The following is a 13,060-nucleotide window of genomic DNA, read 5'->3' as shown; positions in this document are numbered from 1 at the left end:
CGTCGGGCGTGCCTGGTCCGAGCTCCTGATCCGAGTTCGTGATCCGGGTTCGGGAGTTACGTATGGCAGCCGGACGCCACTCCACGGCTTGTCATACTTTTCATATGGAGACGCAGGCCATGGAGGACGCGCGACGTTGGCTCGCCGAGCGGGGCGTTGTCGAGGTCGGTGCCGGGTGGGTCGGCGTCGAGGGGCCGGAGCGGCCCCTTACCGCGAATGAGATCGCGCACTCCTGGGCCGGCGAGGTGTTCACCGACGAGCGCATGGACGTGGCCGGGCAGGTGCGGCTGGCCTTCGGGATGCTTGATCTTCTCGACGACTACTGGGTGACGTGCGAGATCGGGTTCGCGGACCGGGGTCCGCAGGGGCCGCTGCCCGCCGACGTTCTGTGGGACGGCTATCGCCGACGGCTGGAGGCGGACCGGGATGCCGAGGCTGTCACCTACTCGCTCTGGGTCGACTGGTTCGAGGATCGCGGCACCGCCGCGACGGCCTTCGCCGAGGTACTCGGCAACGACATCGACCACGTCGTCGCAGGGGGATCGGACGCCCTGCTTCGCCGTGCCGGCCGGGTTCTGGCCTGCTCAGGCCCCGTGCCCTGGCTCGTGAAGCAGAAGGCGTACGACACGGTCGTGCGGCTCCCCGCGCTGCAGGTACCGCTGTTCAAGGGCTTGCTGGCCGGCTACCACGACGTCTACGGCGACCTGGAGCCGACAGCCGCACTGGCTCTCCTCGCTCGCCTGCAACTCCCCGCGGACACTCCGCATCTCCCGGAACTCCGGTCCGTGCTCGCCGCAGGACACAGGAACCACTACCGCAGTCCCCACGCCTGGGAGGAGGCGATGCGGGCCTCAACGGACTGAACGGGGCCACCGCCGGCGGAGGACGGAGCGCGAAGGACTCCCGCTCGCACAAGGCATCAAGCCTCTTCCTCGCCCTGGAACCAGCCCTGGAACCAGCCCTGGAAACCGCCGATCGCAGGCCCTGACGGCCCGGCCGGCTCAGATCCCCGCTTGGCTTACGTCGCCAAGGACGGCACACCCCGCAATGTCCCGATCGCGTTCACTGCTCATCCGCGGTCGGGCCGAGCTGCACGTCGTAGACGGCATCCCGGACGTGGGAGGCGTCACCGTGCAACTCCGCCGGAAAAAACTCGCGGCGAGATGTCGAGAACCCGAGTCCAGCTCCGTCCCCGCGGTGAACACGGCCACAATGGGTCGTAGAACATCAAGGAGAACATGATGGCCAAGTACCTGCTGCTCAAGCACTACCGGGGCGCGCCGGCAGCGGTCAACGACGTGCCGATGGACCAGTGGACGCCGGAGGAGATCTCGGCCCACGTGCAGTACATGCAGGATTTCGCCGCTCGGCTGGAAGGCACCGGCGAGTACGTCGACGGTCAGGCGCTCTCCCCGGAGGGCACGTTCGTCCGGTACGACGGCGAGGGACGTCCGCCGATCACCGACGGCCCGTTCGCGGAGACCAAGGATCTGATCGCCGGCTGGATGGTGATCGACGTCGACACCTACGAGCGGGCGCTCGAGCTGGCCGGCGAGCTGTCCGCGGCGCCGGGTGCGGGTGGCAAGCCGATCCACGAGTGGCTCGAGCTGCGCCCGTTCTACGCGGCGCCCCCGACCATCACGGAGTGACCCATGGTGGACGAGTCCCTGCTGCGGACCCTCACCCCCACGGTGATCGGGATCCTCGGCCGGCGCGGAGCAGACTTCGCGGCGGCCGAGGACGCCGTGCAGGACGCCCTGGTCGAGGCCGTGCGTGTGTGGCCGGACGACCCGCCCCGGGACCCCAAGGGGTGGCTGGTCACCGTGGCCTGGCGCAAGTTCCTCGACGCCGTCCGCGCCGATACCTCCCGGCGGCATCGTGAGGTTCGCGTCGAGGTCGAGCCCCTGCCCGGCCCGAGCGAGGTGGCGGACGACACCCTCCAGCTGTACTTCCTGTGCGCGCACCCGTCCCTGACACCGGCCTCGGCCGTCGCGCTCACGCTGCGTGCGGTCGGCGGCCTGACCACGCGGCAGATCGCGCAGGCCTACCTCGTGCCGGAGGCGACCATGGCCCAGCGCATCAGCCGGGCCAAGCGGACCGTCTCGGGCGTCCGGTTCAACCAGCCCGGTGACGTCGCCACGGTGCTGCGCGTGCTCTACCTGGTCTTCAACGAGGGCTACTCCGGCGACGTCGACCTCGCCGGCGAGGCGATCCGGCTCACTCGCCAGCTGGCGGCGAAGACCAACCATGAGGAGGTCGCGGGCCTGCTCGCGCTCATGCTGCTCCACCACGCACGGCACCCGGCACGGACCGGCCCCGACGGCAATCTCGTGCCTCTTGCCGAGCAGGACCGCAGCCTGTGGAACACCCGCATGATCGCCGAGGGCGTCGGCGTGCTCCAGGCAGCCCTCGCCCGCGACCGCCTGGGCGAGTTCCAGGCCCAGGCCGCCATCGCCGCGCTCCACGCCGACGCTCGGACGGCCGAGGAGACCGACTGGGTGCAGATCGTCGAGTGGTACGACGAACTGGTGCGCCTCACCGACAGCCCGGTCGCCCGCCTCAACCGGGCCGTCGCGGTCGGCGAGGCCGACGGCCCGCGGGCCGGACTGTCCGCCCTGGCGGAGCTCGACCCGGCCCTGCCCCGCCACACCGCCGTCGCGGCGTACCTGCACGAGCGCGACGGCGACCCAGCCACGGCAGCACGGCTCTACGCCGAAGCCGCCCGATCGGCGCTCAGCCTCCCCGAACACGTCCACCTCACGCGGCAGGCCGCACGGCTCAACGCGCAGCTGCGCGGTTGAGCGGCGGGCCGCAGTCGTTCCGGCGTGGCGGCGTGGCGGCGGGTCACGTCACCGGCGAAGCCCGCGACCGCGAAACCGCGACCGCGACCACGGCCGCCGCCACCGTGGCGACGGCCGGCCGGACGCGGGAGGGCCGACCGGTGTGCGGGGCGTCGGCTTCCGTGGCGTCCGGTGCGTTCACTGTCGTATCCCTTATGAGGCGGTCAGTCCGCCCGTGCAGGCGGCGCCCGGCTCGGGGGTCTGTGCGCCCTGGACGTACTTGGTGAGGAACTGCTCGACCCTCGGGTCGGACGCCTTGTTCACGCTGAGCTGCTTGCCCCAGGCCGACAGCACGATGGGGCCGGACTGGGCCTCGACCGGGCTCATCAGCGTGTACGGGGTCTTGGAGACCTTGTCGCTCAGTGTCTTGATGTCCGCGTCGGCGGCCTTGTCGTTGTACGTGACCCAGACCGCCCCGTGTTCAAGGGAGTGGACCGCGTTCTCGTTCGCTATGGCCTCGGTGTAGACGGTGCCGTCGCAGGTCATCCAGGCCTGGTTGTGGTCGCCTCCGACCGGCGGGTCCATCGGGTACTTCACGGTGCCCTGGACGTGGTTCTGGGTGAGCTTCTTCGCGTCCCAGGTCTTCTCGCCGCTCACGGGCTTCTTCGCCTCGGCGGCCTGCTGCTCGTCCTTCTCGTTGACGTCGTTGATGTAGTACGCGCCCCAGCCGACGAGGCCGACGACGATGACCGTGCTGATACCGATGGTGATGAACCGGTTGCGGCGCTCCCGGGCTCTCTCGACGCGGCGCAGCTCCTCTATCCGGGCCTTACGGGACGCGGAGGCCGCCTTCTTGCTGGTCTTGCTCATGACTGTGTGGTCCTCGTCTTCGCCGCGCGGTGTCGTCGGGCGGCGGTAGGTACAGGGTGATGGACGGATGTCGTCGTCGGCGGCACGCGCGAGCGTGCGGCGCCGTGAGATCCGTCAGGTCCGTTGCACCTGGAGGATGTGCAGGTCGGGAGCGCGTCCGGTCGGTATTGGCTCGGTGGAGCACGCCGAGGTGTCCGGCTGCCCGGGTACGTCCGGCGTGCGCGGCAGGATCGCGTGCACGGGCTGGGCCGGAGCGACGAGCACGGCTCGCATGCCGTTGACTGCTGCGCGGCAGCACATATCGCCGGCAGGGCAGTCCGCCGGGTGCGCGACCGCTGGCGTGTGGTGGTCGGCCGGTGCGGCCGTCGGGATCGCCGAGGCCGAGAGCGTCGTCGAGGCGGCCTGTGAGCTGTCGGCGTGCGCCGCAAAGCCCAGACATGCCACCAGGGCAGCGAGCAGGACCACCAGAGCAGGGCAGAGCGGCGCGATGCGCGTGGTCCACCACGCTCCGCGGGTCGTGTCCTGTCTCCGGCTCCCCATCACGCGTGATTGTAGGCGTTGCCCGTGGTCAGGGTGCGCTGTGTGGGAAGAGGTGCGCCGTCTGTCGGCGGAGGTGGCGGGCGGCGCGTTCGAGACGTGCGGGAACCAGTCCTCACACGGTGGAGCGGGCGATGCGGAAGCCCACGTCGTCGACTTGGAACGTCGGGTGGCTGCGGCGCCGAGCAGAGGCCCGGCAACTCCAGTGCTCATCGAACCAACCACCGCCACGGAGCACCCGGTAGCTGCCGTAGACCTCGGCGTCGTAGACGTCCCAGCACCAGTCCCAGACGTTGCCGAGCATGTCGTAGAGCCCCCACGGGTTGGGGTCTTTGCCGCCCACGGCATGGATGCGCTCGTGCGAGTTGCCGCGGTACCAGGCGATCTCGTCGAGCGGCGCGTACTGCGGCCCGGTCGTACCAGCACGGCAGGCGTGCTCCCACTCCGCTTCGGTCGGCAGCCGGTACCCGTCGGCGGACGTGTCCCACTCGATGACTTCGCTGTCGGCACCGAGGTGGTAGGCGGGCGTGAACCCGTCGCGCAGGGACAGGGCGTTGCAGAACCGTGCCGCGTCCCACCAGGAAACGCACTCAACGGGCAACTGGTCCCCACGGGCGGTGCTCGGCCGCCGGCCGGTGATCCGTGCGTACAGCGCCTGGGTGACCGGGAATGCCGCGAGTTGGTAGGGCGCGAGCTCTACCGACCAACTGCGCTGCGTCCGCCGGTCCGAGAGCGTTACCCGACCCGGTGGGACGGCGACCATCTCGTTTCCCGTGACTACGTCCATGATCAAGAGATCCTACCGAGATGCGTCGGTTCGCCGGGGCGGGCCGGACCAGATGGACGCCGCCATTCGTCATCCACCGGGGAAACCCGCGCGTCCCTCTGCCTCCCCCTGTGACCCGGCGACGTGCGGCCTGGCCCACGGTGTTGGCTCGGGCCGCTTGGCTGTGCGTCCGTCTCCCGACGAACGGCCCCGCAGTCGTCGCCAGGCCCACGGGCCCAGGAATGCCACGGCCCAGCGAGCATCGCCGCTCGCGGTGCGCAGGGCGGAGACCGGAGCGAGCCGGGGCAGGGGTGCCGCCCAGTCGTCGTGACCCGGCAAACCGAGAGTGCAGGCCATGCCTGACGCGATCCGGGCGTGGCCCAGCGGCCCCGCGTGCATCCGGTCCAGGCTCCACAGCCGCGGGTCGGCCGTCACCGGATGCGGGAAGGTGTCGAGGACCGCTACGCCATGGCGATCCGCAGCGGCGCACAGGCGGGCGTTGAGGTCGAGGACGCGCGGCAGCGCACGGCGCGCGAGCGGGGAGACCTTCCCCAGGTCGGGAAACGTCACGGTGGCCACCCGGGCACCCGACTCGGTGAGCCGCGCGAACATCTCCTCGTCCTCGGTTACTGCCAGACCCAACGGACGAAAGCGATGAAGCCAACTACCCAGATGGCGAAGAACCCCAGCATCATGAGCACCACGCCGGCGCTGACGAGACAATCGGTGAACGAGCTCCCCTCGTCTTCCGGTTCGTCGTCGAGGTCGAGGGGGACCGCGGCCCATTCGACGGGGCGTCCGATGTGGTCCGAGCCGGCTTTGCGTATCGCCGCCAGCTGCTGGACTGCGAATGCGGTACTCGCGAGGGATTCAGGCCCGTGCCAGGCCAGCGCCCGCATCCGCCGCAGCGGTGTGGAGTACCGCTCCTCGAAGGCGGAAGTCTCCGCAGGGTCTCGATCCGCTTCGAGATACGTCCACCGCCCGGCTTCCGCAGACTCTCCGTACAGCCGGTACACCTCGCCCAGACGGCGCCGCAACGCCAGGTCCTGAGGGAAGGAGGACACCAGACCCCGCAGACGCTGCCGCGCCATGGGGACCCGCCCAAGGGCAAGGTCCGCATCCACACGGGCGAGGGTATCGATGAGAGCCATAGCTACATGATCGCTGATGGAATGAGCTGGCCCACCGTCCGGTCCACACGACAGTGTCCCCGGGAGCAGTGCCGTCAGGCGTCGCTCGATCAAGTGACGGCCAGCTTCCACTGGATCGCTGAGCAAGATCACTCGACTTGACTTCACAACCTCCTGGTCGGAGGCGTGCCATGACGCACGTCGGTCAGCTCCTGGACTGGCAGCAGGGCGACGTCGCCTACATCCCGGCCCTGCCCACCCAGCTCGTGGCCTGCGGCACCGTGGCCGAAACGCTGGTCGATCTGGCCACGGACCCCGACGCGCCCGCCCAGCCGCGTCCCGGAAAACCGATCCCCGAGATCGCCGGGACCCCGCAAGGAGACCACGGCCATTCCTGCCCGGCCCGCACGCCAAGCTCGCCGGCCCCACCTTCCAGGAATGGCTCAACACCCAACCCTGAAACGGCAGGGCCCGGCCAACGGTCGGCAGGTGTCAGCGACCGAGCGCCCGGACCTCAAGAAGGTCTGGCACTGCCCTGCCCGCTGCGGAGACCGCACCACCTGCGCTGTGCGCGGCCCTCGGTGGATCCCACCAGTACCCGGAGATACGTCGGTGTCCCGTGGAGCCCCACGGGACACCGACCGGGCGCGCCGTCCCCTCACACGTGCGGGCGGCGGCCCTTCTCCTGGCGCGGGAACGTCTGGTCTGCGCCCGGCAGCGTCGGCTTCGGGAGCGTTGCCACCTCCTCCTTCGCCTTCTCCAACTGCTGCCCCGTGTCCTTTGGCAGACGAGGCGGGCGCGGGCGGGCGTGGGTGAAGCGGAAGGCGGAGGTGAGGTCGCCGAAGGCAGAACGCCGCCAGTCGGTGACGTTCGGCTCCTCGACGCCGGTGAAGCGTTCCAGGAACTGCAGCCCGGAGGTGTGGTCGAAGGCCTCGGAGGCCACCCAACCGCCCACCGTCCACGGCGAGATGATGATCGCCGGGACGCGGAATCCGCCGCCTATCGGCAGGCCCTGGACGAACTCGTTGGCCGCGCCCGCGGGCGGCGTGGGCGGGGCCACATGGTCGAACAGGCCGTCGTTCTCGTCGTAGTTGAGGATGAAGGCGGTCTTGCGCCACACCTTCGGGTTCGAGGCGATCGCCTCGATCTTGGAGGCGACGAAGTCGGCCCCGGCGGCCGGCAGGTAGTCCGGGTGCTCCGACTGGTAGCTCGTCGGCATGATCCACGACACCGCCGGCAGACGGTCGTTCCGGGCGTCGTCCTCGAAGGTTCCCTCCGGCTGGGGACGTACGCCCCGCTCGTACAGCTCCGAGCCCGGCTGCGCGCTCTTGAACGTCGCGAACTGTTCCAGCATGTTGCAGCCGTAGTCGTCGTCCTGCTGGTACACCTTCCAGCTGACGCCGGCCGCCTGAAGCCGCTCGGCGTACGTCGTCCAGCGGTACGGCGTGGGCGCGACGTTGCTGAGAATCGGGCCGCCCCGGGTGCCGCTGGGGTCGATCGTGCCGGTCATCCACATCAGGCGGTTCGGCCACGTCGGGCCGAACACCGAGCAGAAGTAGTTGTCGCAGATGGTGAAGGTCTCGGCGAGGGCGAACTGGAACGGGATGTCCTCGCGGGTGTAATAGCCCATCACGTAGGGGCCGTTGACGCCGTCGGCCTTGCGGTGGGCCGGCAGCCACTGGTCCATCTTGCCGCCGTTCCAGGCCTCGTGCTGCACGGACCAGGCATGCGACGTGGACGGGATGGCCTGGGCGCTCGAGGTGCGGGTGTCGAGGTGGAAGGGCAGGAGGTAGCCCTTCGGATTGACCGCATCCGGCTGGTAGAAGACGCTGCGGCCGTTGTCCAGCCTGAGGGCGTCGGGGTCGGCGAAGCCGCGGACGCCCGACAGGGTGCCGAAGTAGTGGTCGAACGACCGGTTCTCCTGCATCAGCATGACGACGTGCTCGATGTCGCGCAGCGAGCTGTGTTTCGGCGGCTCCGCGGCGCCGCCCAGTGCGCCGGCGGCCGAGCCCAGGAGTCTACGACGAGTCAACTCGGCCATGATTGCCCCTTCTTGAGGGAGAGAACCGCTCTTCGGAGTGACGATCGGTCCGGTCGCAAACCGGACCGCCGATCACTCTCCGCCCGGATCCGCCAGGGTCATCAGGGGCAAGGGGTGAACATGCGAACAACGGCCGGGAAGGGGTTGGCCAAGCCGTGACCTGCGTCAACGGGGCATTGCAGGGTCGTTGCCCCGGCTTGGGAAAAGGATGGCCGCTGCATTGGAATCCGGGCCCTGACCATGAGCCAGCTGGCCTTGTCAGGAGTGGCGTTGGCGGGCGCGGCAGGGGTGTACGTCGTACTGGCCGTACTGAGGTTCGTCCGTGACCGTGCCGACCGGGCCGTGGCGGCCGAGCTGCTGCTGGCCGGCTTGATACAGGTGGACGAGGCAGGGCGGTTGTCCGCGCACCACAGTCTGCGCGACGCGTTCCTGCGCGCCGAGGACGCGAAGGTGCCGCGCTGGTCCGCCCGCGCCAAGGACGCGCTCCACACCTGGGCCGTCCTGACCGCCGTACTGCTCGCTCTCTGGTTCGCCGTCCAACTCGCGTTCATCCGGGACTTCGCCGCGTCCGATGGCGGGAATGTCGTCATCGCCTTCTTCGGGTGCCTCCTGGCGTGGCTGATGCTCGCCGTGCCGCTCGGCTGGGCGGTGCCGGGACTGATGCCTACCGCCACCGCCCCCCAGTGCGTCCTCAGTGTCGAGTGCACGGGCCCTTCGCGGGCTGAGTGGTGTGGTGTCCCGGTGTTATGCCCGGGGGCGTTCGAAGGTGAGGAGCAGGCCCTCGACGGCACCGGGCCCTATGCGGCCCTTGACGCCGGCGGAGGTGATCGCCTTGAGTCCCCAGCCGTCCGCGGCGTGTTTGTTGAGGGCCTTCTCCAGCTTGTCGCTGTCCAGTGCGTCACCGATCAGTGATTCCCTGAAGGTGACGACCTTGGACTCGTAGGCGTGGCTCATGACTGCGGTGCCTCCTGCGTTTCGACTGCGGTAGCAGGGGTCAGCCAATCACGTCTTCGATGCGGGCAGACCTGGTGCCGACCACCGCCAAGCAAAGAGGCGCACGCCCTCCTCCTCCGCGTCAGAGGAAGGGCGTTCCGGCGTCGAGCCCCGACAGCACCCGTCCATAGAGCTCCAAGTTGGCGGCGGGGTTGACGAAGGAGTGGAGGCTCAGGGCGTTGAGGTCACGTACGGCACGCTGGACGGGCACCTCGCGGTGCAGCGACGAGGCGCCGGAGGCGGAGCCGATCAGGTCGACGGCCTCCTTGCACAGGCGGGTCGCATAGCCGCACTGAGCCCTGATCCGGGCCCGTTCCTGTGTCGAGTACGGCCCGCCGTCGGCGACCCTCGACTCGATCAGCGTCACGAAGTCCGCGGTGAGCAGTTCGGCACTGGAGATCTTCATCGCGGCCTCGGCGATCTGCAGATGCGTCACCGGTGCTTCGTGCTGGCGTTCGTAGAAGGTGTACGTGATGCCGCGCTGGTGGATGCGCTCGCTGAACTCCGCCAGGGCGGCCCGGGCCAGACCGAGGGCGCCCGCGGCCGTCCAGGCGCAGAACAGCAGCAGGACCGGCATCCCGTAGAAGGGGTCGGCGCTGTTGCGTCGCGAGGGGAAGCTGCCGGCGAGCAACGGCCCCAGGGGCAGGACACGGTGGGCGGGCACGTGCACCTCGTGAGCGACGACACTGTTGCTGCCGCTCCCGGCCAGACCGGTGACGTTCCAGTCGTCGAGGACTTCGAGGTCGGTCATGGGGATTGCCGTCCACAGCATGTCGGGCGGCCTGCCCTCCCCGGTGTCGGCCAGGGCGGTCAGGAGATGCCAGTCGGCGTCCTGGCAGCCGGTGGCGAAGGGGGAGGTTCCGTCGACCAGATAACCGCCGCCATCCGCCGGGAGGGCTTTCGCGTTCGGGATGAGGGTGCCGCTGACCCGTACGTCGGGCCTGGTGAAGATCTCCTCCTGCGCCTCGTCCGGGAAGAGCGCCGCGATGAACGCACACCCGGCCTGGATCAGCGCCATGAACCCGGTCGACCCACAGGCGGCTGAGACCTCGCTCAGCACGTCGACCTGGGTGCGCAGGGGGGTCTGGTAACCGCCGTAGTGGCGGGGGACGTTCATACGGTGGAGCCCGGCGCCCGTGAGAGCCGTCACGACCTCGCCCGTCACCCGCCGTTCCTGCTCCGTGCGCAGGGCGTGTGCGCGGAGCAGGGGCTGAAGTTCTCGTACGAGTTCGACCAGGTCGCTGTCCGAGTGAGGTGCGGAAGAACCAGCCAAGGGATGACCTCCAGGCCCGGTGCACGCGAGAACCCACACCGTGACGCCGATCCCCGAAACTGTCAACCGCCTTGCTCTACACGTGAGTTGAATCGACCACCCCATATCCAGCCAGCTGGCCGCCGTCCTCGATCCACTCTGCGCACTATGCCAAATACATCGGATGAGTGGAGGGGGTGGGTGAGGCTAGCCGACTATAGCGAAAGCAAGCATGTTGGCTCATTTGTCGCCTCTCCATAGCCCATCCCCCAGGTCGTCCGAGTTATTGACAGGTACACGGACGGTGCCTAGGTTCGCCGATACACCCGATGTATCGAGGATCCGTCAGGTCTGGAGGACGACGATGACCTCACAGCCGGAGAAACACTCGCAGGTGCCCCGCAGAGCCGTACTCGGCACCGCACTGGGCGGAGCGGCGGCCGCGGCCCTGCCGGGGACCGCCCACGCCGAACCGCATGAACAGCCGGTGCCGTCCGACGGCGAGGGCAGACGCCCCTGGAGACTCCGAGACACCATGAGCACCGACGGCGCCTGGGCCGGGTTCCTGCGCGGCCAGGACCTGCAGTGGGCCAGGCTGCCCACCCTCTGGTACGAAGGTCCGTTCCTCGGCGACGGACTGCTCGGCAGCATGATCTACCAGGAGCCGGACACCCACCGGATCCGCTTAACCGTCCAGCACGGCCGCGTCCAGGACCACCGGCCGCAGTTCGGCAGCGGCTGGGGCACCTGCCGGTTACCGGTCGGCCGCCTCACCCTGGAGCCGACCGGCACCATCACCGCCGTCGACTGGCGGCTGAGCCTGTGGAACGCCGAACTCACCGGCACCGTCACCACCACCGCCGGCACACTCACCCTCGCCGCCCTCATCCACGACGAGGTCCTGGCCGTCCGGGTCACGGCCGACGGCGGCGAACAGGTCACCTGGACCTTCCACCCCGAGGAGGCCATCAGCCCGCGGAAGATCAGCGAAGCTCCACCCTCCGGCTACACCGCCAACCCGCCCTGGACCACCCGCACCAGCGCCGACGGCACCGAGCAGGTCCTGCAGCCCCTCACCGGCGGCGGCCAGACCGCCACCGCCTACCGCCGCACCGGCGACGACCTGCTGCTCAGCGTCGGACACAGCCACCCCTCCGACACCGCCGCCGAGGCCGACTCGCTGCGCAACCTCCGGCGCGCGGCCTCGTACGACGCGCTCAGACGGCGGCACACCCGCTGGTGGCACGCGTTCTACCGGAAGAGCTTCGTCTCCTTCCCAGACCAGCGGCTGCAGAGCTTCCACTGGATCCAGCTCTACAAGGTCGCCTCCGCCAGCCGCGCCGGCGGCCCCGTCATGGCCACCTCCGGTCCGTGGCTGGAGCCCACGCCCTGGCCCGCGGTCTGGTGGAACCTCAACGTCCAGCTGGAGTACTGGCTCATCCACGGTTTCAACCACCTGGAGCTAGACGCGCTCGCCACCACGGTGCGGCAGAACCAGGAACAGCTCATCGCCAACGTGCCCGCCGCCTACCGCGCCGACAGCTCCGGCGTCGGCCGCAGCTCCGACATGTTCGCCAACCGGGCAGTGGGCCGGCCGGGCACCGGCGCCGAGACCGGCGACCTCACCTGGGCGCTGCACAACGTGTGGCTGTCCTACCGGCACTCCATGGACCCATCCCTGCTGCGCGACACGGTCTTCCCCGTGCTGCGCCGGGCGATCAACTACTACCTGCACTTCCTCAGCCCGGGCAGCGACGGCAAGCTCCACCTGCCGAGCACACTCTCTCCCGAATACCCCGTCGTGCCGCCCCAGGACACCAACTACGACCTGGCCCTGATCCGCTGGGGCTGCCAGACACTCATCGAGTCCGCCGAACGCCTCGGCATCGACGACGAGTTGGCCCCGCGCTGGCAGGAGGTGCTGGCCAGGCTCACGCCGTACCCGGTCGACGACAACGGCTTCATGATCGGCGCGGACACCCCGTACGCGCAGTCCCATCGGCACTACTCGCATCTGCTCATGGTCTACCCGCTGTACCTCGTCAACTGGGACCAGCCCGAGAGCCGCGACCTGATCATGAAGTCGATGGTCCGCTGGCACGCGCTGACCGGCGCCCACCGGGGATACAGCTACACCGGTGCCGCATCGATGTACGCGATGACCGGCGACGGCGACACCGCGATCACCTACCTGCGGAAGTTCTTCGACCCCGCCACCCGCTACCCCTGCCGGCCCAACACGCACTACACCGAGGCCGGTCCGGTCATCGAGACCCCGCTGTCCGCCTCGCAGTCCCTGCACGACATGTTCTGCCAGAGCTGGGGCGGCGTGATCCGCGTCTTCCCGGCCGTCCCGACCGCCTGGGCGGACCTCACCCTGCACAACTTCCGTACTCAGGGCGCCTTCCTGGTCAGCGCCGTCCGCAAGGCGGGGGAGACCCGCTTCATCCGGATCAGGAGCCTGGCGGGCGAACCGCTCGCACTCCGGCACGGTCTCGACGGGCCCCTCACCGTGCTGCTGGACGACGGCACCCAGGCCCGCACCCAGGACCTGGGCGACGGCACCCTCGCCATCGACCTGCCCCGCGGCCGCGAGGTGCTCGTCCACTCCGGCTCCCGCCCGGACCTCGTCATCGCGCCCGTCACCGTCACCGAACCGGGCCCCGCCTGGGGACTGCCGTAGCGACCGCT

At 69.5% G+C, this 13,060-nt stretch carries 14 protein-coding genes; 4 read left to right on the top strand and 10 right to left on the bottom strand.

Annotated features, from left to right (window positions below):
* The first annotated feature begins 104 nt into the window (after positions 1 to 104).
* The 3 genes from OG252_RS04575 to OG252_RS04565 all read left to right on the top strand — a co-directional run bounded on the left by OG252_RS04575 (position 105) and on the right by OG252_RS04565 (position 2,801).
* Entirely contained in the window at positions 105 to 863 is a 759-nt protein-coding gene (locus tag OG252_RS04575; RefSeq protein ID WP_329333906.1) for a hypothetical protein, read from the top strand.
* A 378-nt stretch (positions 864 to 1,241) separates the two neighbouring features.
* Positions 1,242 to 1,649 (top strand): YciI family protein, encoded by a 408-nt coding sequence (locus OG252_RS04570; RefSeq protein ID WP_266453168.1) that lies wholly within the window; start codon positions 1,242 to 1,244, stop codon positions 1,647 to 1,649.
* A 6-nt stretch (positions 1,650 to 1,655) separates the two neighbouring features.
* Positions 1,656 to 2,801 (top strand): RNA polymerase sigma factor, encoded by a 1,146-nt coding sequence (locus OG252_RS04565; protein WP_266453170.1) that lies wholly within the window; start codon positions 1,656 to 1,658, stop codon positions 2,799 to 2,801.
* 43 nt (positions 2,802 to 2,844) lie between these two features.
* Here OG252_RS04565 and OG252_RS04560 read toward each other — a convergent pair whose 3' ends face one another.
* The 10 genes from OG252_RS04560 to OG252_RS04515 form a co-directional block, all read right to left on the bottom strand.
* The gene (locus tag OG252_RS04560; RefSeq protein WP_329333904.1) at positions 2,845 to 2,982 is read right to left on the bottom strand and encodes a hypothetical protein; all 138 of its coding nucleotides are present in this window, start codon (positions 2,980 to 2,982) and stop codon (positions 2,845 to 2,847) included.
* Positions 2,983 to 2,993: 11 nt separating this feature from the next.
* Positions 2,994 to 3,650 carry a DUF3105 domain-containing protein gene (locus tag OG252_RS04555; RefSeq protein WP_329333902.1) on the bottom strand — a complete coding sequence of 219 codons (657 nt, stop codon included), beginning with the start codon at positions 3,648 to 3,650 and terminating at the stop codon, positions 2,994 to 2,996.
* Between the two features lie 114 nt (positions 3,651 to 3,764).
* Entirely contained in the window at positions 3,765 to 4,190 is a 426-nt protein-coding gene (locus OG252_RS04550; protein WP_329333901.1) for a hypothetical protein, read from the bottom strand.
* Positions 4,191 to 4,302: 112 nt separating this feature from the next.
* Entirely contained in the window at positions 4,303 to 4,974 is a 672-nt protein-coding gene (locus tag OG252_RS04545) for a formylglycine-generating enzyme family protein (protein ID WP_329333899.1), read from the bottom strand.
* Between the two features lie 69 nt (positions 4,975 to 5,043).
* A complete protein-coding gene (locus OG252_RS04540) occupies positions 5,044 to 5,595 on the bottom strand; it encodes a hypothetical protein (RefSeq protein WP_329333897.1) in 552 nt (183 codons plus the stop codon).
* Positions 5,580 to 6,104, bottom strand: coding sequence for a DUF6584 family protein (locus OG252_RS04535; protein WP_329333895.1), 525 nt, complete (start codon positions 6,102 to 6,104; stop codon positions 5,580 to 5,582). The genes OG252_RS04540 and OG252_RS04535 overlap by 16 nt, the downstream gene beginning before the upstream one ends.
* A 637-nt stretch (positions 6,105 to 6,741) precedes the next feature.
* Positions 6,742 to 8,124 carry an alkaline phosphatase family protein gene (locus OG252_RS04530; RefSeq protein ID WP_329333893.1) on the bottom strand — a complete coding sequence of 461 codons (1,383 nt, stop codon included), beginning with the start codon at positions 8,122 to 8,124 and terminating at the stop codon, positions 6,742 to 6,744.
* A gap of 258 nt (positions 8,125 to 8,382) precedes the next feature.
* Positions 8,383 to 8,664 (bottom strand): hypothetical protein, encoded by a 282-nt coding sequence (locus OG252_RS04525; protein WP_329333891.1) that lies wholly within the window; start codon positions 8,662 to 8,664, stop codon positions 8,383 to 8,385.
* 204 nt (positions 8,665 to 8,868) lie between these two features.
* Positions 8,869 to 9,078: a DUF4177 domain-containing protein gene (locus OG252_RS04520; protein ID WP_329333890.1), complete on the bottom strand. Its 210-nt coding sequence runs from the start codon at positions 9,076 to 9,078 to the stop codon at positions 8,869 to 8,871.
* 121 nt (positions 9,079 to 9,199) lie between these two features.
* On the bottom strand, positions 9,200 to 10,390 hold the full coding sequence (locus OG252_RS04515) for an acyl-CoA dehydrogenase family protein (protein ID WP_329333888.1): 1,191 nt from the start codon (positions 10,388 to 10,390) through the stop codon (positions 9,200 to 9,202).
* Positions 10,391 to 10,733: 343 nt separating this feature from the next.
* On the opposite strand from OG252_RS04515, the gene OG252_RS04510 reads away from it, so the two are divergent.
* Positions 10,734 to 13,052: a glycosyl hydrolase family 95 catalytic domain-containing protein gene (locus OG252_RS04510; RefSeq protein ID WP_329333886.1), complete on the top strand. Its 2,319-nt coding sequence runs from the start codon at positions 10,734 to 10,736 to the stop codon at positions 13,050 to 13,052.
* Positions 13,053 to 13,060: the final 8 nt, after the last annotated feature.

This window comes from Streptomyces sp. NBC_01352, assembly GCF_036237295.1.
GTDB lineage: Bacteria > Actinomycetota > Actinomycetes > Streptomycetales > Streptomycetaceae > Streptomyces > Streptomyces plumbiresistens.
This window is presented reverse-complemented; position numbering and strand designations above follow the sequence as displayed.